This window comes from Paenibacillus gyeongsangnamensis, from assembly GCF_027533625.1.
GTDB lineage: Bacteria > Bacillota > Bacilli > Paenibacillales > NBRC-103111 > Paenibacillus_G > Paenibacillus_G gyeongsangnamensis.
This window is the reverse complement of record NZ_JAQAGZ010000006.1, coordinates 193,713-216,385: the sequence shown is the minus strand read 5'-3', so window position 1 is coordinate 216,385 and position 22,673 is coordinate 193,713. Positions and strand designations below refer to the sequence as shown.

Here is a 22,673-nt window from a genome sequence, read left to right as displayed (position 1 = left end):
CTCCTGTGGTTGTAATGCAATTCATCGTTTGGCGCGCTGCAGTCTCAGCGCATTGAGTACGACGGAGACGGAGCTCAGCGCCATAGCGGCTCCAGCCAGCCAAGGAGCGAGCCATCCGAGCGCGGCGATCGGAATGCCGATCACATTATAGGCGAGGGCCCAGAATAGGTTCATCTTAATATTCGCCATCGTCTTCCTGCTGATCTCCAGCGCGTCCGCCACCCGGTTTAAATCGCCGCTCATCAACGTAACGTCGGCCGTTTCGAGCGCAACATCCGTGCCGGTTCCGAGCGCCATGCCGATATCGGCGGCTGCGAGCGCGGGAGCGTCATTGATCCCGTCGCCGACCATGGCAACCCGGGCCCCCGCTTGCTGCAGCTTTCTCACCTCGGCCGCCTTGCCTTCCGGAAGCACTTCCGCGACGATCCGGTCGATGCCTGCCTGCCGGGCAATAGCCTTAGCCGTTCGCTCGTTGTCCCCTGTCATCAGAATGACCTCCAGCCCATCCGCACGCAGACGGGCAACCGCTTCGCGCGAGGTTTCTTTGATCGTATCCGTAACCGTGATCATTCCGGCATACCGCCCGTTAACGGCCGTTAGCATAACCGTCTTGCCCTCTGCCTCCAGCTGCTGCATTTCGACCATTGCTCGGGCGTACTCGATGCCGAATCGGGTCATTAGCCGGGTCGTGCCGACCAGGACCGTATCTCCTTCGATCAATGCGCGTATCCCGTATCCCGGGATAGCCTCGAAAGAGGCCGCTTCCCTGAGCTTAATCCCTCTTCCCAGCGCGCCTTCCACAATCGCTTCTGCGAGCGGATGCTCGGAGCCCTTCTCCGCCGCGGCGGCACGCCCCAGCAGCCACTCCGCGCTTCGTCCCGTCGCAGGCCGGACATCCGTCATTACAGGCTTCCCATGCGTTACCGTACCGGTTTTATCCAATACGACTGCGGTGACGCGATGGGCCGACTCCAGATGTTCGCCTCCCTTGAACAGTATGCCCCATTCCGCCGCTTTTCCAGACCCTGCCATAATGGAGGTCGGCGTGGCAAGCCCAAGAGCGCATGGGCACGCGATGACGAGCACAGCGATGGCTTTTTCCAAAGCGCCTGAGAAAACGCCCGGTTCCACGCCGAAATACCACACGATAAAGGTCAGGATCGCCAGCGCTACAACGATCGGAACGAAGATGCCCGAGATGACATCGGCAATTCGCTGAATCGGTGCTTTGGAGCCCTGGGCTTCTTCGACAACGCGGATAATGTGGGCAAGCGCCGTATCTTTGCCAACCTGAGTTGCCTGCATCCGAAACAAGCCGTGGCGGTTGACGGTTGCCCCGAAGACCCGGTCCCCGGGAAGCTTGTCTACGGTCAGGCTTTCCCCGGTCAGCATGGCTTCATCAATCGATGAAGAGCCTTCCGTTACGACCCCGTCGACCGGAATTTTCTCTCCCGGCTTCACAATGACGATATCCCCTACATCCACTCGCTCCACGGGAATGACCGACTCCCGGCCATCCCTCAGCACGAGTGCCGTCTTCGCCTGAAGCCCCATCAGCGTCTTGATCGCTTCGGAGGAACGTCCCTTCGCCAGCGCCTCGAACAGCTTGCCGAGCAGAATCAGCGTGATCAGCACCGAGCTGGTTTCATAATACAGCGCAGCCGGGTAATGTCCTCCTTGACTAGCCCATTGGGCGGTCGTATACAGGCTGTAAAAGAAAGCCGCCGACGTACCCAGCGCGACAAGCACATCCATATTGGCGCTGCCGTTCTTCAGCGCTTTGTAGGCTCCGGCATAGAACGGGGCGCCGATGAGGAATTGCACGGGTGCTGCCAGGGTAAGCTGGAACCACGGGTTTATGAACGTGTCCGGCACCCGCAGGAAGGAAGTAAAGCTGAAATGTCCGGCCATCGCCCACAGCAAAGGCAAGGATAGGATGGCAGACACAGCGAGACGCCGCTGCTGACGGGCGATTTCTCGACGCTTGTGCTCGTTTGCCTTGTCCGGATCCTCTTTCAACCGAGCCCCGTAGCCTAACTGCTCCACCTTCTTCATGACGTCGTCCAAGGACAACTGCTGCCCCCGGTACTCTACCTGAGCGGTTTCCATCGTTAAGTTCACATGCGCTTTCATAATGCCGGGCAATCGATTAAGACCTTTCTCGATCCGGGCTGCGCAGGCCGCGCAGGTCATCCCGGTAATTCGTAGTGTCGCTTGCTCCGCGTCGGCTTCTTGCTTCATCGGCTCCATGCCAGTCCACCTCTCCGTTTCACATACTCCCCCGGCGTATATACCATCCCGAAAAAAGGCCCTGATTCAGGGCCCAGGATAAACGGCTACGCCGTCCTTGTCTTACAAGGACCAGCGCGTTTATCAAGGTTGATGCGAAGCTATAAGTTGTGAAAACTTATAAATTCTTATCAACTTAAAAAGTAGATTCCTCCCATTGCCGGCTTCTCGCGAATCTGATCGCAGCGAAGCCTCCTATTTCATCAGTTTATTTACGGTAACGAGCAGTTCGTCTATCACGTCGTGCTCGCCTGCCTGAATCCGTTCGACCACGCAGCTCTTCATATGACCTTCCAGCAATAGCTTGCCGACGCTGTTCAATGCCGATTGAATGGCTGCGATCTGATTCAAGACGTCGTCGCAATATGTATCCTTCTCGATCATTCCTTTGACGCCGCGGATTTGACCCTCGATCCGGTTCAAGCGGGTCATCAGATTAGCCTTCGTCTTGTCGGAATGGTGGCTGCGCCGCGCCGTCTCCTGACCGCAATGAGGATCGTGCTCCCGGTCCGATGCCTGATCTTCCATCGATTCTCCTCCTTTGTATCTCCGTTATAACATAACTCCACCATCGTATGTCAACCGAAGTTTAAGTATCAGATTAGTGACCTGGAAGACGGAAGTTGGAGCTAGTCCTTCAGCGATTTAAACAAAATGCCAAACAAATCTTCCGCGTTCAAATCGGCCTGCTCCGAGATCAGCATGCGGTGCACCCTGAGACCGTAAGTAAAGATCATGAACAGCGCAGCCATCTTGGCGCCGTCGATCTGTTCCGGGAGGGTGCCGTATTGCTGCCCTTTCTCAATCCACTGCTGCGTCGTCCGCAGCGAGTACGCGTACAGCTCGCTTAAGATGTTCGCAACCTTCGGATTATCCACCTGGCTGAGAAGGTATATGAAGATCTTGTTCGGTACCTCATCCTTCTCGGTGTTCTGCAGCATCCCTTGCGCAATTGTGCGGATCGGAAGCACGGCATCCTTCGTCTGCGGATCGTCGACTGCGCCTTGGAATCGGGTCCCCACCGTCTCCAGCTTGGATTTTAGAATAAGTCCGAACAGCTCGTCCTTCCCGGATACGTAATGATAAATAGCGCCCTTGGATAATCCCGACCGGTCGATAATATCCTGCAGGGTCGTTTGGCGGCAGCCCTTCTCCCGAATCAACTGTTCTGCCGTATCTAAGATCAGTTGAAAACTGGCACTCATGGATGGGGTGTCTGACATCGTAGGTTCCTCCTAAGATCAATTCCTCGCCCCTTTATTATATACCAACGGTCGGTTTGTTGAAAGCCCTCATTTATTGTACCCCCTATTTTGTTCAGCTCCTCTCTACATATTGCGGAAGATCAAATTACCGATAAAAGCGACCGCAGAGAGGGAAATGTTAAACCAGGCAAGGATACGCGCCGTCTTCTTCTCCTTCTTCAGATGGGCCCGCTCGTACGTTTTTACATCGAGCGACAGCATGCATATTCCGGACAGAAGCAGCAGCAGTATCGTGAAATTCATATAACCGATCGAGAATCCCGTACTCATGCTGCCGCCTCCCTCTACAATTACTTTCCTTTCATTCCTACCCTGCGAATGTGAAACGATGTGGTGACCTCTACCGACAAGTTTTTATATGCGTTCTGCCAATTTTCCTTCGTCTGGATTTCCTTATTCCAATACCTCCACTGCTTTGCCCGAATTTGCTCCCCGAAGCCGAAGATGTCCGAGCCTTTTTCCTGCGTCGCTTTGATCAGATCCAAATAAGCTTGTCTTGATTGCTTGTTGAGCTCCTTCTCGATCAGCCTGATGGTTTCATCCGTAATGCGTACTTGATCGTTCGATTTCTCCAGCAAGTTACCTTCGAGATAAATTTTCACGGTGATGTGAGGCTTCCCGTTCATGATTTCCGCATCGATAATCGACTTCCGGTGTCTTCCCCCGAACAGTACAAATTCCGAAGTGCCCGGAACGTGCACGAACACTTCGCCGCCCGCCGGATTTAAGCCGGCAATCCCCATATACAAAGGGATTTCGATTGGCTTCGTTTTACCGACCATTTTATCCTTCTTGAAATAAGCCAGGCCGCTGATTTCCACCGTCCCCTGGGGCATCATCTTCACATAAGGAAGGAAGCCTTCCCTTCCTTTGGCCGACGAAGCGCTCCAGAACAATCCGAGGAAATCGTTCGGCATGCGCCCCATCTTAACCGCCTGATCCATCTGATTCATTAAATAAATCGTCGGTACCCGTTCCATTTGTGGTGAAGCCTTCATGAGCTTCGACGCCTTTTCTTCGCAAATAATCATCCAGCCCATGCGGCGGATTTCGGGATTGCGGTGGAAAAAATCGTTCAAGTTCTCAATGCCCTTTTTGGCAATCTTTTCCGACACGGCGATCACTCGTAAATGACCGTAAAACAATGGCGGCGATATGCGCTGCTGCATATTGTTCAACGCTTCGTTCATCGTATAGCCTTCTCCCTCAACGACCCATACGGTGTTCTGGCCTCCTCCTCCTCCTCCTCCTCCTCCTCCCCCTCCTCCCCCGCCGCCGCCGCCCCCGCCCGGACCTAGCGGAATGCGGCCGGGAACGGCAATCTGCATGCTGATATGAATCGCTCCGCTCTTCGGCGGAGGCAACGTATGACGCTGATGGGTAATTTCCTCCTCACGTGCCTCGGCTCCCTTCTCCGCTTCATCGATGCCGATGCCCAGCACAACGGCACGTTCCTCAATTTCCAGCCGATCCCAGCATCCAGTGAGCAGCATACAGCAAAGCAGCAGCGCAAGAGCCGGCTTACTTCGTGTTTTCTGCAGCGCGGGCGCCATCGGAGGCCCCTCCCTTCTTGCGTATCATAGCGACGATGAGCAGCAGCAGCGGATAACCAATCGTAAGCACCAAGCCGAACCGGCCGACGATCGTAATGATTTCATACATATGCATTACGTTCTGAGGAACCATGGCCGCTGCGAATAGAAAGGGCAGCACGAAGACGGAAAACAGCTTATGATCCTTGAGCCCAATCATTTTACTCATCGCATGAACCGTAAAATAATAGGTGGAGAACAGCGTCGTAAAGACGGCTGTAACCCATACGGCCAGAAATGCGGCGTCGAGCCGTTCAAGGATATTGCCCGGGAGCGTCGTCGTTTTGGCGAGCTCCAGCGTTGGCCACAATAAATTCTCGGTTTCCTCCGAGCCGAACACTCCGACAACGGCAACGACAATCGAAATGTACAATCCGCCCGCGATCAGCATCCCCCATATGCTCGCAATCATAGCCCTCCTTGGCCGGCGCATCGCCGGGATGACCATGGTATAAATAAACGTACCTTGAAACAAGCTGGCCACAACCAAAGTGCCGTGAAGCAAATCAGGCGGATTATTGCCCCATAAAGGGAGCAAATACACCACCTGCGCATTTTTAAGGGACAGCGCGACGATCAACACCGCGGGAAATACGATGAGCGGCAAATAAAAGTGATGAATGTAAGTAAACGTCGTAATATCGTTGCGCGTGGACAAGGTTGCCAGAAGCAGCATGGCGAGCACCGTGACCTCCAGCGGCGTTTTTTTCAGAACGGAGGTAATGACCACCTCTCCGAATTCACGCGCTGCCAGTGACGTAAGAACGGCAAAGAATGTGACGATCAGAATGTTGCCGATCCACGCCGGACCTTTCCCAATGATCGTGCGGCTGTAGCCTATGATCGATTGATCCGGAAATCGGATACCCAGCTTCGTTATGAGCCATAGTCCTATATAGGCTACATGCACGGCAAGCAATGTCAGCATCGGCGCTCCCGTATTGGCCGACTGTACGGCAAATAGGGGCAGGGGAAGCACCCCTACGCCGATGATGGTACTAATGAGTATCGCCGCTGCCTGAATCGCCGTGATCTGACGAGGATATTCCATGACGAGCTCCCTCCCTTTGGTTGCCTACCTTGAGCGGATCCAGCGTATTATCCGGCTCCTGGTCGAGCTTTTCCTTGACCTTGCTGCCGAGCCGGTCGTCATTCTGAGGATGGAGCATCATAGGCCGCTTCACCATCGACCACAGCGGTCCGCGGGCAACCGTATCCTTCATGCCTTGAAAATTGCCTGGCACTACGGGGCTAAGGTAAGGAATACCGAACGATTTCAAAGAAAGCAAATGATTGGCAATCAGGATGAGGCCTACCATGACGCCGTACAGGCCGAACATGCCCGCCAAAATGATGAGTGGGAAACGAAGCAGCCTAAGCGCCAGCGCCGCATTATACGCCGGGGTCGCGAAGGAGCCGATCGTCGTAAGGGCAATGACCACGACGGTGATGGGGCTGACGAATCCGGCTGATACCGCAGCCTGTCCAATAACTAGAACCCCTACGATCGAGAGCGCCCCCCCGATCTGCTGAGGCAATCGCAGCGTCGCTTCCCGCAGCACCTCCATGGAGGCCTCCATGACCAGCACCTCGACCACGGACGGGAATGGAACGCCGGCTCGTCCCCCGGACACGGCGACGGCGAACTCGGTAGGAATGAGCTCCGGATTAAAGGCGATGATCGCCACGTACAACGAAGGGGTAACCAGGGAGAAGGCGAGCGCGAGCAGCCGGAACAGCCGGATGAAACTGACGAGGAGAAAGCGTTCGGAATAATCCTCGGTCGTTTGATAGAACTGATTGAACACCGTAGGCACGATCAGGGCAAACGGCGAGCCGTCGACAAGAATGATCACCCGCCCCTCGAGCAGGTTGGCTACCGCCTTGTCCGTCCGTTCCGTGTTCTGCACTTGCGGAAACGGAGAATAGTGGTTATCCTCAATGAATTGCTCCAGATATCCGGCATCCAGGATGCCGTCCAGCTGGATAACCGACAAGCGGGCTTCGACTTCCTTAACGAGTGCTTCATTGGCTATCCCTTTTAAATAACAAACGGCCACTTTCGATTTCGTAAGCCTCCCGAGCACCAGCGATTTCACGCGAAAATCCGTCGTCGGCAGCCGGTATCGAAGCAGCGATATATTGATGCTGAGCTGCTCGATAAACCCTTCGCGCGGACCTCGGATCACCTGCTCCGTTTCCGGCTGCTGGATGGCCCGCCGTTCCACCTGCTTCGTCTCGATCATGACGGCTTCCTGCAGTCCTTCTATCAACACGATGGTGCCGCCTCGCAGCAGCCCCTCCACGATCTGCTTTCTGCGGCCTTCAAAGGAGCTCTTGCTGTGATAGATCGTATCGTACAGCAGTATTTCCTTGAGCCCTTCCAGCGGCACCTTCTTTCCCTTAAGCTGGGAAGGGGGGTTCATAAGAGGCTTTAAGATTTCCAGATTTATCGAATCTTCATCCACCATATTGCAATAGTAAAAAACAACCGCAGAGATCTGGCCGAAGATATGAAAACGGCGCAGGATCAAGTCTTCGCTTACGCCCAGCACCCCGCGGATGAAATGAATATTTTCATCAAGGTCGGGCGAGATCGGGGCTGTATCCTCCTCCTGCATATAAGAATCCGGAATGGGCTTATCCTGCTTGCTATCCTGCTTCTTACGCCTGGCCCGCTTCTCAAGCCATTCCCAGATCGTCATACCGCTTCGCCTCCCAGCCTGCTCAGACTTACATGGCTTCCATATCTTTCTTAATATGACCTTCGCCTATTGGAAATATGTATGTTTTCATTTGATTATGGAAATAGAGCGGAAGATCGCATATTGGCATAAAAAAAAAGAAGCCATTGCCTTGGCCCCTCGGTACCAATGGGAATCACCCGGTTCTTATTTATACAAGATGACGTCCTCGAGCGTCTCCAGCTTGTCCGCAATCTGCCCGAGCTGCCTTTTTCCTTTTTTCATCCCACTATTCTTTTCCTTCTTCTCGCTTCATATACTTCATGTGGTGTCTTAACTAAAGGACAAAGCTGCGAGCACGAAAGGGAACGGTGATAACGGATGTGGGAATGCGTACTTAAGCGGAATCAGCTGGAAATTCAAATGAATTCGGAGGGGAAATCGATCCGGCTCTTTTGGAGAGGTCATGCGGAGACGGATCGTCCCGGCGACGCCACAGGAGTGGAGCTTACACAATCGGACATGTTCGAGCTGATGCATACCTTCTTATCGATCAACCGCACATTCAATGAGGAAACGATGTATTTCGAGGAGCCGTCCATCGTCCTTTAGAAACTAAAGCGGTGATGCCAGGATAAACGGCTTCGCCATCCTTGTCATACAAGGACCAGCGCGCTTATCAAGGTTGATGCGAAGCTATAAGTTACGAAAACTTATAAATTCTGCCCTGAAAATAAAAATCGTAACTTGCTGCACGCCAAAGCTTTTGAAAATTTCATGCTGGGTTTTGTTATTAAAAACAGCCCTCTAAGCTCTATTTTTGGCAATAAGAAACTAAGCCCCCGGATATACAATTATTTAATGTCATTAAGTTTAAGCAGTTTGATCTTGAATATTTACTTGGAGTCCCAATGACTCGAGTCTCTTGATTGAGTTCTTTATCAAAATTTCTTTTTTTCGTTGGTCAAAGTAATCGAATCCTAGTTCGAGGTATTCTTGTCTTCGCGTTAACAAGATATGAACGATGGTTAGTATGGTATGACCAACGGCTATCGCCGCTCGATTCTTCCCTCGCCGCGCTGCGATTCGGTGGTACTGAGCCGATAAGTATGAGTTTTTCTTTCGCGCTACAGCTCGCGCCGCCTCAGTTAGGGCGCTTCGCAATTTTTTGTTTCCCTTTCGCGTTTTGGCCGACTTTTTCTTCCCCGCGCTTTCGTCATGACCTGGAGTCATTCCCGCCCATGAGCATAAATGTCCGGGGGTTGGAAACCGTGCCATGTCCGTACCGATCTCTGCTAAGATTTGTTCAGCAGTTCGTTTACCGACACCGGGGATAGAATCCAATAACTTCAGGTCTTCCGCAAAAGGGGCCATGCGTTTATCGATCTCTGTGTCCAATTCCGTGATCAGTTCGTTCACATAATCGATATGGGCTAGCTGTTTCTCGATCATGAGCAGTTGATGAGCTCCGAGTCGCCCTTCCAACGCCAGTTTTAACTGTTCTTTCTTTAACTTTAGTTTCTTTTGAGCGAAATCGGCCAAGACGGAAGCATCGGTTTCACCGTTAATCATTGCTTCCAACATGTTTCGTCCGGAAACTCCGATTACATTGGAAGCCACAGAGGATAGCTTGATGTTGCCGCCTTCCAGTACCTTTTGAAGCCGGTTCACTTCGCGTGTTCGCTCTTCAATGATGCTTCGCCGGTAACGAATAATCTCTCGCATCTCTCTTTGATCCCGATTCGGGATATAGCTTCCTTGCACCAAACCATGTCTTACTAACTTGGCGATCCATTCGGCATCTTTAACATCCGTTTTACGTCCGGGAACGGATTTGATGTGCTGAGCATTGACTACCATCGGCTTGAGATCTTCTAATTCCAACAGGTTGTATATTGGTTTCCAGTAGTCTCCCGTGCTTTCCATCGCGACATGGGTGCATCGGTTTTGCTTGACCCAGTCCACGAGTTCAATCAGGTTCCGAGTCATTGTAGCAAATGTTCGAATCTCCTTTCCTTGAGGGGTGATGATGCAGGCAGTGATGCTCTTCTTATGAACATCCAGACCGCAACAGCGTTCATGCAATACATCCATGACTTGCTTCTCCTTAGACTGGATTGATTAAGGCTGGTGCAAACTACCAAAAGGGTTATTCTGCCCTACGTGCTTCCCGAAGGAGCAACAATCTGTGATGCACCGGGTCGTTTGTGGTCCGTCTTATCAACGGGCTCGTGGCACCAAGAATTTACGACCTACCTTCGCCAGCCATAGTAGAAGTATGGACAAAATTTTCATTTATCAGTGGTGCCGCAACAGCGGCATGGGAGTCTTATCAACAAATAAAGGACAATGTCGCGGAAGCCCCTTCCGTGGACATTGTCTTTTTAGATTTCACATATCGGAAGGAAGCAGCTCCAGCCTTATCGTGAAGGTCGTTCCTTGACCGAGCGTCGAATCAAATTCAACCGTACCGCCATGCGCGTTTATGATTTCGCGGACAATGGCCAGTCCAAGACCGGTGCCTCCGATTTTTCTGCGGTCGGAATTGTCCACCCGGTAAAACTTCGTGAACAGCTTCTCCTTCGCCTCATCGGGGATGCCCAGCCCATAGTCGCGAATGCGGATCACAGCCATTCCGCCCTGCTCCAGCAGCTCCACATCCACCCGATCCGCCCCTGGGGAATATTTCACCGCATTGCTGACGAGATTGTGCAGCGCCTGCTTCAGCCGATCGGCATCCGCAAGCACGTACAGCGGTTTGTCCTCGCACCGGATGACGATTCGGTGGCTCTTCTCTTCGTCCCAGAAATCCAGAATTTCATAAATCAGCGCCGTTAAATCCGTCGGGGCGAATAAATAATCCTGCTTCCCTGACTCCATCTTTTGCAGGTCCAGCAGATCATTCAGCAGATGAGTCAGCCGATTGGCTTCCCGATAAACCGTTTGCAGGTACTTTTGGCTTTTCTCCGCATCCGGACTGCGGTCAATCAATATTTCAACGAATCCGATAATGCTTGTAAGAGGCGTGCGCAGCTCATGCGAGATCACGCTGATAAATTCATTCTTCAGCTGGTCGGCCACTTCCTCCTCCGTCCGGTCGCGAAAGGCAATATAGGCATACTTCGGCTTTCCGTTCGTATGCAAGGAGACGGAAGAGCCGGTTACCTCGTAGAATCGCCAATCCTCGCCGGACAGATGCGCTGCATATCGCTCCGAGAAGGCATGCTGCTCGCCGCTTAGCAGCTGTTCCAGCTTATGCGTCAAGCCCGGGGCCTCGGATCTGCCGGCTTGCTGCACCTGATGCCAAAAATCCCATACATCGGAATACAGCAGCGGATTTACGAGGAACATCTCCAGAAGCTTCCTGTTATGCAGCACTATGGAGCCTTCCGCTTTGCACAGGAGACGGCCATCCTGACCCGACTCGAACGAGCTGCCGACGAGCTCTTGCTGCTCCGCCAGCCGTTCCTTTTCCAATGTCAGCTCCCTCATCAAGGCTTCCTTCGTCCGCAAATCCCGGCGCAGCTCGATCTCCGTCACGACCCACCGGGCAAAATCGGCCAGCTTCTCCTGCTCCTCGGGCGGGAAACGGCGTGTGGCATAATCCAGAATGCAAAGCGTGCCGAGGGCGTTGCCTTCGGATGTGATCAGCGGGGCCCCTGCATAGAATCGGATGCCGTATTCCAGGACGAGCCGGTTCCCGGCAAAGCGAGAATCCTCCAGCACATCCTCTGCTACAATCGTCTTCTTCTCCGCAACTGCGTATTGGCAGAAAGCCGCCTCCCGCTCTGTTCCGCGTTCCCGGTCCAAGTCTTCGGGGAGTCCTATGCAGGATATAAACCACCCACGGTCTTTTGTAATGAGCGAAATTAAACAAATCGGCGCCTGAAAGATTTGGGCTACCAACCTCGTAATCCGGTCAAACGGCTCCTCCGGCTCCGAATGGACGAGCTGCAGCTCGTCCAGCTCCTGCAGCCGTTTACGTTCATCCTCATCCGAGGAGTAGATCATCTTGTTGTTCACAGCCTCCGCCCGCTCTCTTACGGAATTGATCATTCTTTAACCCATGAATTCGACATCCGGAGTAAGGAATCCTTTCCTATGACCCGCCCTTTCGGAATTGAACCCGGTTATGGCCTAAGGGCATCTGCTTTCCTCCCTCGGATACCTGTACGTTTAAGCGTTCGGGGCCTCCCACTCGATCTGAATATGCCGGTCCGCCCAATTCCTCACCACGATCTCGATGGCGCTTTCCCGCTCCTCCTCCGTCAGCTCCTCAAACTTGTAATCCTCAATCTGAACGATGGCTTCCTTCACCGGTTCACCTTCTACGGACAAACGAATCTTGATGTCCATAGGCCTCATCTCCTTTTTATGGAAAAACCAACGTCCCGCATGCGGTACGTTGGTTTTTGACTTGTATGAATCATTGAACCAGCTTACTGTACAGGGATGCGTATTGCTGCGCCGATTTGCGCCAGCTGAAATCTTTTTTCTTCAGGTTGGCGAGCAGATTGGACCAACTCTCCGGGTTTTTGTACAGCTCCACAGCCCGTTCGACCGTATACAGCAAATCATGCGCATTGTAATTGGTGAAGCTGAAGCCGGTGCCCTCTCCCGTCTCCTCGTTATAGGCTTGAACCGTATCTTGAAGCCCTCCGGTTTCCCTTACGATCGGCACCGAGCGATAGCGCATCGCGATCAGCTGCCCGATGCCGCAAGGCTCGAACAGCGAAGGCATCAAGAACAGGTCCGAAGCGGCGTAGATTTGCCGGGCCAGCTCTTCATCGAACAGAATGTTCGCCGACAGCTTGTCCGGATATTGGCTTTCCGCCCACTTGAACAGCTGCTCAAACCGGTATTCGCCTGTCCCGAGAATGACCCACTGCGCATCCAGCGACAGGAGCTCCTTAATGACCCGGTCGATGAGGGATAATCCCTTCTGATCGACGAGCCGCGTAACGAGCGCAATCAGCGGAACGTCCTTGTTGACCGGCAATCCGAGCCGTTCTTGCAGCTTCAGCTTGTTCTGCTGCTTCTTCACGAGCGAATCCCGGTATTTGATCTCCACGTAAGGGTCCGACATCGGGTCGAATTCCTCGTAGTCGATGCCGTTCAGAATGCCGGTCAGACGATGGCTTTGACTGCGCAGCAATCCATCCATATGCTCGCCGTAATACGGCGTCTGGATTTCTTCCGCGTAGGTCGGGCTGACAGTAGTAATATAGTCGCAGTATAGAAGCCCGCCCTTCAGAAAGCTCGCCCCACCATGCATTTCTAGCGCGAAGCCGTGGAAATGCTCGTCTCCCAGTGCGAAAAAGTCCTTGAATTTCTCTTGTCCGAATAAGCCTTGGTATTTTAAATTATGGACGGTCATGACGGTTTTGATCCCGGCGTAATAAGGCTGATAGCTGAAATGGGCGCGATATAGCACCGGAATCATGCCCGCTTGCCAATCGTGGCAGTGAATGATATCCGGAACAAAGTCGATATGCTGCATCGCATCGAGCACCGCCCGGCAGTAGAAAGCGAAGCGTTCCGCATCGTCCCCGTAGCCGTAGCAGCCGCGGCGGCGGAAGTAGGATTCGTTGTCGACGAAATAATAGATGATGCCTTCATGCTCGAGCTTCTGAATGCCGCAATACAGATTGCGCCAGCCCATTTGGAGCTGGAATTCCGCTACGGTCTCCATTTGCTGTGTGAAGCGGGCAGGAATATCTTCATACTTCGGTACAATGACGCGGACATCGATTCCCTGCTTGGCCAGTTCCTTCGGCAGCGATCCGATGACATCGGCGAGCCCTCCCGTTTTGATAAAAGGTACGGCTTCAGACGCGGCAAATAACACTTTCATGGCTTCCTACCACTCCTTTATATTTTCGCGCGGCCGGGGGGTTGTTGAATTCTTCGGAGTTTTAAAAAAAAGTCGGCACAAGCGGCTGCCGGTAATAGGTGTCCGCTCCAGCCCCTTTAGAAATCGTGTCCTTTGAATAAATAGTCATCGATGTGAGGACACGATTTCAAATGCGGCACGTAAACTTTCCGCCGGACACCCATTACCTAACGCCTTCGTAACCGGAATCTCCTTTAAAACGCCGGACCTTTAAATGACCTGACCGGACGCGCTTGGTTAACCAATCAGATGACCTTGGTTTTGGAAGCGATAAACGGTGCTTGTTTGTCTCCGGTGAGCACTCTTCCTCGGTTGATGAAAACGTCCTTGTCCAGGATCGCGTTCTCGATGATGACGTTCTCTTCGATTTCGCAGTTTTGCAGGATGATGCTGTTCTTGACGTAAGCGCCCTTGCGGATCTTGACGCCGCGGAACAGGATGCTGTTCTCGACCTTGCCTTCGATGACGCAGCCGTTCGCGATAAGCGAATTCTTAGCGAGGGCGTTCTCGGCATAGCGAGCAGGCGGTTCGTCTTTTACCTTCGTGTAGATCAGGTTGCGCTGGAAGAACAGCTCCCGCCAAATCTTAGGATTCAACAGCTGCATGCTGTTTTTGTAATAGCTTTGAATCGTATTCACTAATCCGGTATGCCCTTTGTGCTCGTAGCCGTATACGCCGAGCTTGTCGATATTTTTCATGATCCCGTCGCGGACGAGATGGTCGTAGCCCTGCGCGAGGCACGTTTCCACCATATCGAGCAGCAGCTCCTTGCTCATGACGTACATTTCCATCGAGATGTTGTCGGTGCGCAGGCGGCCGGAATGGTCCTCAATCACCGTCACTTGACCGTCCTCCCGGACGGCAAGCCGCCGGAATTTCGCGTATTCCTCCTCTTCCGCCTTCTTGTAGACCACCGTAACATCCGCATTTTTGCTCAAGTGGTAGTCCAGCACCTCGTTGAAATCGATGTTGCAGACGATATGGCTGCGGGAGATGATGACATAATCCTCGCTGGCGCGATAGAAATAATCGCGGTGGCTATAGAACTGGAACAGGTCGCCGCGCAATATGCGCGTCGTTTCGTGAAGTACTGCAGGAAGGATGAACAGTCCGCCGCGCTTGCGGTCGAGGTCCCATTCCTTGCCGGAGCCGAGATGGTCCATCAGGGAACGGTATTTATGCTGCGTAAAGACGGCCACGTTCTCGATGTTGGAATTCACCATGTTTGACAATGCAAAATCGATCAGACGGTACCGCGAACCGAACGGAACGGACGCCACGCAGCGCGTGTAGGTGAGCTCCTCCAGATCATCCGGCTCATTCACCAGATTAATAACCCCCATCATTCGTCTCATGAGAACTCATCCTTTCCTGGAATTAGTCGCCATGCTGATATGTTCGTTGCTTCCGATCAGGACGATATCCTGCGGGCCTTCCTCTTCCGGGGTTCCGATGACGGCTCCGTCCTCGACGACCGTACCCTCACCGATGATCGATTTATAAATTTTGACGTTGTTGCCGATGGTAACGTTAGGCATGATCACCGAATCCTTGATCAAGGTGCCCTCTCCTACCTGCACGCCGTAGAAGAGTACCGAATGGTCCACTTCGCCGAAAACGCAGCAGCCCTCGTTTACGAGCGATCGGCGGATTTGAGCCGTAGGGGACACGTATTGGCCCGGCTGAAGGGGATTAACCGAATAAATGCGCCAGGAGCGGTCGTTCAGATTAAATTCCGGCTCCGTCTCCAAGAGGTCCATGTTGGCTTCCCACAGGCTTTGGATCGTACCGACGTCCTTCCAATAGCCTTCAAAAGGATAGGCCATCATCCGCTGCCCTGTCCGCAGCATGGCAGGTATCAAATCTTTACCGAAGTCCTTGCTTGAATCGGGATCGGCCTCATCCCTAATCAAATAGTCCTTAAGCACCTGCCAGTTGAATATATAAATGCCCATGGAGGCCAGATTGCTCTTTGGCTCCTTCGGCTTTTCGGCGAATTCGGTAATGCGGTCGTTCTCATCCGTGCTCATGATGCCGAAGCGGCTCGCTTCCTCCCATTTGACCTCGATAACGGCAATGGTAGCGTCCGCGCCTTTGCTTTTGTGGAAGCGGAGCATGTTGTCGTAATCCATTTTGTAGATATGGTCGCCGGAAATCACAAGCACGTATTCGGGATCGTACTGTTCCACGAAGGAGATGTTGCGGTAAATGGCGTTGGCCGTGCCTTTGTACCAATCGCCGCCGTTTTGTTCCATATAAGGGGGCAGCACAGTGACGCCGCCGTTTTTGCGGTCTAAATCCCAAGGGGATCCGATGCCGATATAAGTATTCAATACAAGCGGTTGATATTGAGTCAAAACCCCGACGGTGTCGATTCCGGAATTGGTGCAGTTGCTCAGCGTAAAATCGATAATGCGGTATTTTCCTCCGAAGTGAACCGCCGGCTTCGCCAGCTTGCTCGTCAGAACACCTAATCTTCTTCCTTCGCCGCCCGCAAGCAGCATCGCCACACATTCCTTTTTCCGCATCGGCTTTACCCCTTCCTCGTTATGCTCGTTCCCCTCTTGCGCTTGATGATTTGGATCGGTTTAAAGATGACCGTAGCAAGCGGCGGCAAAGAAATATGCAGGCTGCACGGCTGATAATGCCACGTTTTGTCCTCCGTTTTGAGCTTGCCGGCATTCAGCCGGCCCGAACCGCCGTATTCACCGGCGTCGCTGTTGAACTGCTCCACATAGACCCCTTCGTAGGGAACGCCGATCCGGTAATTCTCGTGAGTCACCGGGGTGAAATTGTTGACGATTACGAGCGTATCCTCCGGGTTTTCCGTCTTCCGCATGAACGTCGTAACGCTCTGTTTGCTGTCATGCGGGTCGATCCAGGAGAAGCCTTCGGGCCTGTGGTCCAGCTTCCAGAAAGCCGGCTCCCGCAAGTACAGATGGTTCAGGTCCCTGACGTACCGGTGCATGCTCCGGTGGCTGTCGTAGCCGAGCATCTCCCAATCGAGATCCTCGAGGTCCTTCCATTCGTCGAATTGGCCGAACTCGCCGCCCATAAACAGCAGCTTCTTGCCGGGGTGCGACATCATATAGCCGAACAGCACACGCAGATTAGCGAACTTTTGCCAGTAATCGCCCGGCATTTTGTTAAGCAGTGATTTCTTGCCGTGCACGACCTCGTCATGCGACAGAGGCAGTACATAATTCTCGGAGTAAGTGTACATGAAGCTGAAGGTAAGAAGCTGGTGGCTGCCATGACGGAAATACGGATCGATCTCCATATACTTCAGCATATCGTTCATCCAGCCCATGTTCCATTTGTAGTTGAAGCCCAGCCCGCCTTCGTGAACCGGAGCCGTAACGAGCGGCCAGGCGCTGCTGTCTTCGGCCATCATCAGTGCTGCGGGAAAATACCCGAACACGGTCTGATTAAGCCGTTTGAGGAATTCGATGGCATCGGGATTTTCTTCCCCGCCGTATTCATTCTTGATCCACTGCTCGCGGGGCTTGCCGAAATTCAAGTAGAGAAGACTTGCCACCGCATCGACGCGCAATCCGTCAATGTGATACATGTCCATCCAGAAGATGGCGTTGGAGATAAGGAAGCTGATCACTTCCGGTTTGGTAAAATCGAACGTGAGCGTGCCCCATTCCGGCTTCTCGGCCTTCAGGGGATCGCCGTACTCGTAGAGGGGTTCGCCGTCGAAACGGCGCAGGCCGTGATCGTCCTTGACAAAATGTCCCGGCACCCAGTCCATAATGACGCCGATTCCGGCTTGGTGGCAGCAGTCCACGAAGTACATGAAATCGTGCGGCGTGCCGAACCGGCTCGTTACGGAATAATAGCCTGTGGCCTGATAGCCCCAGGAGCGATCGTAAGGATGCTCGGCCAGCGGCATCAGCTCGATGTGGGTATATCCCATCTCCTTGACGTAAGCCACCAGCTCCAGCGCAAGCTCCCGGTAGGTGTAATAGGCATCGTCGGGCTTCTTCTTCCAGGTGCCGAGATGCACCTCGTAGATGTTCATCGGCTCCTGGTACACCGAGCTGCCGGCTTTCCGTTCCTGCCACGGCTGGTCGTTCCATTCATAACCCTCCAGGAAAGCAACGCGGGAAGCCGTTCCCGGCTTCAGCTCGGACCAGAAGGCATACGGATCGGCCTTGTACTGCAGCGTTCCCGAAGAGGTGACGATCTCGTACTTGTAATAATCCCCTTCCGCCGCTTCCGGCACGAACAAAGACCAAACTCCCCAGGTGCTCGCTTTCCTCATGCCATGCTTCGAGCCGTTCCAGCCGTTGAAATCGCCGACCACCCGAACCTCACGGGCATGAGGGGCCCAGACGGCAAACCGGATTCCGGTTACGCCCTCCGCTTCTGCGGGATGAGATCCCAACATGCGGTAGCTCTGGAACAATCTTCCTTCATGGAATAAATAAAGGTCTTCCGGACCGGGGATCTCATTCTTCACGATCGCTCATCCCCCTCTAGTTTTCATTTTATCGGGCCTTAATACAACAATACTACGCCCGTCTTGAAATTCCTTTCAGCAGGTTACAAAATCTTCTTGAATTGTTTGCAAACTTGCAATGAAAACATGAAAATGCTTATTTTGTGTTCATACCCGTAAGGCAGAATATGTATGGACATGGCAAAACATGCCCCCGCAGCTCTGGACGGAAGACGATTATCCAATGGCTGCTCCTTGACCGATCGGCGGATGGAGGCGGTCCCGAACTATCCACCACTTTCTCCAAGCTTTAGCAACGATTATGACAATTGCGTGAAATTCATTCTCGTACGTTAAAAAGAAGGATTCGCCCGGCCCGCGTAGAATATGTGGAGGATAACCGGAAAGGATGGATATAACGAATGAACGACAAATTCAAAGGCCTTGTGCTTGGCCTGTCCCTGGGGGTCATGCTGACCGGATCGGTCGCCTATGCCAGCGGAACGCAAATTGAAGTCTACTTCAAGAGCCTGAAATATATGTTCGACGGGGTGGAGAAAAAGCCGACGGCCGATCAGGGCCAGGGCTTCATCTATAACGGGACTACGTATGTACCGCTTCGATTCGTCAGCGAAGCGCTTGGCAAAGAAGTCGGCTATGACGGAGACACCGGCACGATCTGGGTCGGACGCAAAGTCGACCTCGGCACGGTTGTCGCTGCATATAACGGCGGGCAAGTGACGCAAGGCGAGTATGAGAAATATCTTGCGATCGACCAGCTGCTGAATCCGGACTACGCCGAATACCTCAGCGATCCGCAGCTCAAAGATCAATATAAACAATACATACTCAATCAGCTGATTGCCTATCGGCTGCTTTCTTCGAGGGTAACGGACGACATGAAGAGCGCCTCCGCCCAAACCGTAACGGCCCAGCTCGCGCTCATCAAGAAAAATTTAACGGCCAAATCCGCTTCGCCGGATGCCGATTATGCCGCCGCTCTGACCAAGGCCGGCGTAACCCAGGAAGATCTGCAGGGGTTCATCGAGAATATGATCAACGGAAACAAGCTGATTGCGTCCGAGTTCACCGATGACAAGGTGAAGGCGGAGTACGACCGGCGCATCGCCGAGAAAACGGGCGACTTTGTGATCGCGTCGGTTCGCCACGTGCTCATCTCGAACGACAATGCGAACGGCACGGCACGCAGCAAGGACGAAATCGACAAGCGCGTCAAGGAAGTGCAGGACAAGCTGAAGTCGGGCGCGGACTTCGCCACCGTGGCGAAGGAATATACCGACGACCCGGGCTCGAAGCAAAACGGCGGACTCTATCCCGACGCTCCGCTCAAGAGCTTCGTCGCCCCGTTCAAGAAGGCGGCGATGGATCTGGAGCTTAATCAAATCAGCGATCCGGTGCAAACGGATTACGGCTACCACATTATGCGCGTGGAAGCACGCAAGACGCAAGCCTACGATGAAGTAAAGAACCAGCTGACGAATGAGCTCATTCAAACCCGTTTGAATTCCTTCATCACGAAGGACGTCCAAGCAATGATTCAGAGCGAGAACCTGCCGAAGTAATCCGGCTGCAAGCAAGCGAAAGGACCTTGACTCCCTCCCGGGGTTAAGGTCCTTTTTGCGCAGCGGGCTCTCTTGTGGATTCAAACCGTTAAATCGTGTAGAATGTGTAGGAAAAGAAAGCCGAATATTTTGTACATAAAGGATGGTTGTACGCATGTTTGCAGCGCAGGATTGGCAGGATTACGAATTAATCGATACAGGCGGCGGGGAGAAGCTCGAACGTTGGGGAACTATTGTTCTGAGGAGACCCGATCCTCAGATCATTTGGCCCTTGGTAAAAGACAGCGGCGCCTGGAGAAGCGCAGACGCCCACTATCACCGCAGCTCCAGCGGCGGCGGGAGCTGGGAATACAAGAAAGAGCTCCCCGAGCGCTGGACCGTTACTTATAAAGGTTTGTCGTTCTACATCAAGCCAACCGGCTTTAAGCATACGGGGCTGTTCCCGGAGCAGGCCGTCAACTGGAGCTGGATGATGGATAAGATCCGCGGCGCAGGCCGCCCGATTCGGGTACTGAACCTGTTCGCCTATACCGGGGGAGCCACGATCGCCTGCGCATCCGCGGGGGCCGAGGTATGCCATGTCGATGCCGCCAAGGGCATGGTGCAGTGGGCCAAGGAGAACGTACAGCTGTCGGAACTCGGAGAGCGCAAGGTTCGCTTCATTACGGACGACGTATTTAAATTCGTGCAGCGCGAGCAGCGCCGAGGCAGCAAATATGACGCCATCATTATGGACCCTCCTTCCTACGGCCGGGGGCCGAATGGCGAAACATGGAAGCTCGAGACCAATCTGTACCCGTTCGTGGAATCTTGTATGAGCATCCTGACGGATAAGCCGTTGTTCTTCTTGATCAACTCGTACACGACCGGCATTTCCGCCACCGTATTGCACAATATATTAGCCTTGTCCCTCGGGCGTTCTTACGGCGGCAGCATAACGTGCGGCGAGATCGGTCTGCCGATTACGGCTTCGGGACTGACGCTGCCATGCGGCATCCTTGGACGTTGGGAGGGGTAGGCCGTGCCGCCTGTCATTCCCGTTCTGTATGAGGACAATCATGTGCTGGTCGTCGTCAAACCGCCGAACGTTCCTTCGCAGGAAGACGATTCCCGTGACCCGGATATGCTGACGCTGCTGAAGGCCGATTTGAAGCACCGCCACGGCAAGCCGGGCAACGTGTTCCTCGGACTCGTCCATCGGCTTGACCGCCCGGTCGGCGGCGTTATGGTATTCGCCAAGACGTCGAAGGCGGCTTCCCGCCTCTCCGACGCCGTCCGGACCCGCAGCATTCGCAAGGAATATACCGCCGTCGTCCACGGACGGCCGAAGGAGCCTCAAGGGACGCTCACGCATTATTTGCTGAAGGATCCGAAGACGAACCGGGTGTCGGTCGTCCCGCCGGCCAAGAGCGGAGCTAAGGAGGCTGTGCTGGATTATCGGGTGTTGGGAAGCCGGGACGGCTGCTCGAAAGTACAGATCGAGCTCCATACCGGAAGACCCCATCAGATTCGCGTCCAGTTCGCGGCGATCGGCTGCCCCTTGGTAGGAGATCAGCGGTATGGCGGACCCAGGGCCGAACCGGGACAACAAATTGCGCTCTGGTCCACCCGTCTGGAGTTCGAGCACCCGACGACCAAAGAGACGCTGAGCTTCGTCTCAACGCCTCCACAGGGCTACCCTTCGTTGTTATGGGAAGCTTAGAACGGCGGGAACCATTTCAATCTTTTCAAAGCCGGCCGGAATATGTTATGATGAAGCTACATTCGAAGAATGAATAAAGACCGCTGATGTTCGCAGCATCGGCGGTCCCACAATAGATTGCCTCCTAAGGGCGATCAGCATTCAAGATACTTGCACAGACCTCCCGGCTACTCAGGCCCAAGGGAGGTCTACTTCTTTCTCAAGTAGGAAAGCAAAGCCAAGATGAACATGCCGAACATGAACATCATGGAGATGGAATCCTTTACTTCCATGGCAACACCTCCTTCCCGCTTGCCGGCAAGCCGGAATGACGAACAGGAGCGTGTGCCAACCGCCCTCGAAAGCCTTCTACTGTATCCACATTATACCATACAAGAACAATTATGCGAACATACATTCGCAAAAAGAGTCCAAAGTACTAGGCGTTCGCCACTTTACCAAGCAAATAGACGAGGAGCTGCTGATTATGGGACGAGATGCGTCCAAGATAGTTCTGGAGGAAATGCTCCCTGATCTTGAGCCCCCGTTCGCATTCCTCGCGGCCTCTGTCCGATACCTTCACCCAAACGATCCGCCGGTCCTTCTCATCCCTCTCGCGGGTAATCAGACCGCCCTTCTCCATCCGGTCCAGCAGCGTGGTAATCGCAGCCGGGGTCGTATTGAGGAACTCAATGAAATCAGAAGGCTTCATGGTGTCCTGATTGGAGAACATGAGAAGCTCCAGAACGGTTAGCTGGCCTTCGGTCAGTGTAGGCGACAGCTCCGTCTCCATGTGCGTACGCAGATCCTTGGACAATTTCCACCACAGCTTGGCAAATTCTTGGGTTATCACAGCCATCACTCCCGGAAATCCAATCTTTAATTCTATTATATCGATTCTCAAAGTCGAATAAAAGATTAACGGCATGAATATTTTAGGACATGCCTTGATAAATAAGGGTACCTTTAGACGTCGTTCAACATATATTGCAATAGGGATGTTCGCCTATCCGGCGAAGCTTGTCAATCCGTGCGGTCAAGGAGGAATAAGTTATGGAGGCTTGGAAGGTTCAATTGGGGGAGGAAGCTCTGCGGAAAGGAATTATTAGCGACCCTCACTGGCTGGGGCGGCTGGATGATCCGATGCCGGTGTGGGCCGCACTGCAAATGCTGCTCCAGCTTATGGAAAAGCTGGAGCAGCTGAGCAGCGAATACAGCAGCTACGATTGAACGGACCTA

At 53.4% G+C, this 22,673-nt stretch carries 21 protein-coding genes; 5 read left to right on the top strand and 16 right to left on the bottom strand.

What is annotated here, in order from left to right:
* Positions 1-21: 21 nt before the first annotated feature.
* The 7 genes from O9H85_RS11450 to O9H85_RS11420 all read right to left on the bottom strand — a co-directional run bounded on the left by O9H85_RS11450 (position 22) and on the right by O9H85_RS11420 (position 7,851).
* The gene (locus tag O9H85_RS11450) at positions 22-2,250 is read right to left on the bottom strand and encodes a heavy metal translocating P-type ATPase (RefSeq protein ID WP_269881484.1); all 2,229 of its coding nucleotides are present in this window, start codon (positions 2,248-2,250) and stop codon (positions 22-24) included.
* 234 nt (positions 2,251-2,484) lie between these two features.
* Positions 2,485-2,817 carry a metal-sensitive transcriptional regulator gene (locus O9H85_RS11445; protein WP_269881483.1) on the bottom strand — a complete coding sequence of 111 codons (333 nt, stop codon included), beginning with the start codon at positions 2,815-2,817 and terminating at the stop codon, positions 2,485-2,487.
* A 101-nt stretch (positions 2,818-2,918) separates the two neighbouring features.
* Positions 2,919-3,512 carry a TetR/AcrR family transcriptional regulator gene (locus tag O9H85_RS11440; protein WP_269881482.1) on the bottom strand — a complete coding sequence of 198 codons (594 nt, stop codon included), beginning with the start codon at positions 3,510-3,512 and terminating at the stop codon, positions 2,919-2,921.
* 105 nt (positions 3,513-3,617) lie between these two features.
* Complete coding sequence (locus O9H85_RS11435; protein WP_269881481.1) at positions 3,618-3,824, bottom strand: CLC_0170 family protein; 207 nt, start codon at positions 3,822-3,824, stop codon at positions 3,618-3,620.
* 20 nt (positions 3,825-3,844) lie between these two features.
* Complete coding sequence (locus O9H85_RS11430) at positions 3,845-5,107, bottom strand: Ger(x)C family spore germination protein (RefSeq protein WP_269881480.1); 1,263 nt, start codon at positions 5,105-5,107, stop codon at positions 3,845-3,847.
* A complete protein-coding gene (locus O9H85_RS11425; RefSeq protein ID WP_269881479.1) occupies positions 5,076-6,197 on the bottom strand; it encodes a GerAB/ArcD/ProY family transporter in 1,122 nt (373 codons plus the stop codon). Before O9H85_RS11425 ends, O9H85_RS11430 begins: the two co-directional genes overlap by 32 nt.
* Positions 6,145-7,851 (bottom strand): spore germination protein, encoded by a 1,707-nt coding sequence (locus tag O9H85_RS11420; protein WP_409348128.1) that lies wholly within the window; start codon positions 7,849-7,851, stop codon positions 6,145-6,147. The genes O9H85_RS11425 and O9H85_RS11420 overlap by 53 nt, the downstream gene beginning before the upstream one ends.
* Before the next feature lie 360 nt (positions 7,852-8,211).
* On the opposite strand from O9H85_RS11420, the gene O9H85_RS11415 reads away from it, so the two are divergent.
* The gene (locus O9H85_RS11415) at positions 8,212-8,442 is read left to right on the top strand and encodes a hypothetical protein (protein ID WP_269881478.1); all 231 of its coding nucleotides are present in this window, start codon (positions 8,212-8,214) and stop codon (positions 8,440-8,442) included.
* 261 nt (positions 8,443-8,703) lie between these two features.
* Here the strand turns inward: O9H85_RS11415 and O9H85_RS11410 are convergent, their stop codons facing one another.
* The 7 genes from O9H85_RS11410 to glgB all read right to left on the bottom strand — a co-directional run bounded on the left by O9H85_RS11410 (position 8,704) and on the right by glgB (position 18,191).
* Positions 8,704-9,924, bottom strand: a complete 1,221-nt coding sequence (locus O9H85_RS11410) for an IS110 family RNA-guided transposase (protein WP_269881477.1) — start codon at positions 9,922-9,924, stop codon at positions 8,704-8,706.
* 297 nt (positions 9,925-10,221) lie between these two features.
* On the bottom strand, positions 10,222-11,886 hold the full coding sequence (locus O9H85_RS11405) for a GAF domain-containing sensor histidine kinase (protein ID WP_269881476.1): 1,665 nt from the start codon (positions 11,884-11,886) through the stop codon (positions 10,222-10,224).
* A 120-nt stretch (positions 11,887-12,006) separates the two neighbouring features.
* The gene (locus tag O9H85_RS11400) at positions 12,007-12,186 is read right to left on the bottom strand and encodes a hypothetical protein (protein ID WP_269881475.1); all 180 of its coding nucleotides are present in this window, start codon (positions 12,184-12,186) and stop codon (positions 12,007-12,009) included.
* 70 nt (positions 12,187-12,256) lie between these two features.
* Entirely contained in the window at positions 12,257-13,684 is a 1,428-nt protein-coding gene (gene glgA, locus O9H85_RS11395; RefSeq protein ID WP_269881474.1) for a glycogen synthase GlgA, read from the bottom strand.
* Between the two features lie 284 nt (positions 13,685-13,968).
* Entirely contained in the window at positions 13,969-15,078 is a 1,110-nt protein-coding gene (glgD, locus tag O9H85_RS11390; protein WP_457920777.1) for a glucose-1-phosphate adenylyltransferase subunit GlgD, read from the bottom strand.
* 6 nt (positions 15,079-15,084) lie between these two features.
* The gene (locus tag O9H85_RS11385; protein ID WP_409348131.1) at positions 15,085-16,227 is read right to left on the bottom strand and encodes a glucose-1-phosphate adenylyltransferase; all 1,143 of its coding nucleotides are present in this window, start codon (positions 16,225-16,227) and stop codon (positions 15,085-15,087) included.
* A gap of 29 nt (positions 16,228-16,256) precedes the next feature.
* Positions 16,257-18,191, bottom strand: a complete 1,935-nt coding sequence (gene glgB / locus O9H85_RS11380) for a 1,4-alpha-glucan branching protein GlgB (protein ID WP_269881472.1) — start codon at positions 18,189-18,191, stop codon at positions 16,257-16,259.
* A 401-nt stretch (positions 18,192-18,592) separates the two neighbouring features.
* On the opposite strand from glgB, the gene O9H85_RS11375 reads away from it, so the two are divergent.
* The 3 genes from O9H85_RS11375 to O9H85_RS11365 all read left to right on the top strand — a co-directional run bounded on the left by O9H85_RS11375 (position 18,593) and on the right by O9H85_RS11365 (position 21,455).
* A complete protein-coding gene (locus O9H85_RS11375; protein WP_269881471.1) occupies positions 18,593-19,753 on the top strand; it encodes a peptidylprolyl isomerase in 1,161 nt (386 codons plus the stop codon).
* 154 nt (positions 19,754-19,907) lie between these two features.
* Entirely contained in the window at positions 19,908-20,771 is an 864-nt protein-coding gene (locus tag O9H85_RS11370; RefSeq protein ID WP_269881470.1) for a class I SAM-dependent methyltransferase, read from the top strand.
* 3 nt (positions 20,772-20,774) lie between these two features.
* Positions 20,775-21,455, top strand: a complete 681-nt coding sequence (locus O9H85_RS11365) for an RluA family pseudouridine synthase (RefSeq protein WP_269881469.1) — start codon at positions 20,775-20,777, stop codon at positions 21,453-21,455.
* Between the two features lie 188 nt (positions 21,456-21,643).
* Here O9H85_RS11365 and O9H85_RS11360 read toward each other — a convergent pair whose 3' ends face one another.
* On the bottom strand, positions 21,644-21,727 hold the full coding sequence (locus O9H85_RS11360; RefSeq protein WP_269881603.1) for a putative holin-like toxin: 84 nt from the start codon (positions 21,725-21,727) through the stop codon (positions 21,644-21,646).
* 146 nt (positions 21,728-21,873) lie between these two features.
* Positions 21,874-22,293 (bottom strand): MarR family winged helix-turn-helix transcriptional regulator, encoded by a 420-nt coding sequence (locus tag O9H85_RS11355; RefSeq protein WP_409348127.1) that lies wholly within the window; start codon positions 22,291-22,293, stop codon positions 21,874-21,876.
* A gap of 194 nt (positions 22,294-22,487) precedes the next feature.
* Between O9H85_RS11355 and O9H85_RS11350 the strand changes: the two genes are divergently transcribed.
* Positions 22,488-22,664, top strand: a complete 177-nt coding sequence (locus tag O9H85_RS11350) for a hypothetical protein (RefSeq protein WP_269881467.1) — start codon at positions 22,488-22,490, stop codon at positions 22,662-22,664.
* The last annotated feature ends 9 nt before the right edge of the window (positions 22,665-22,673 follow it).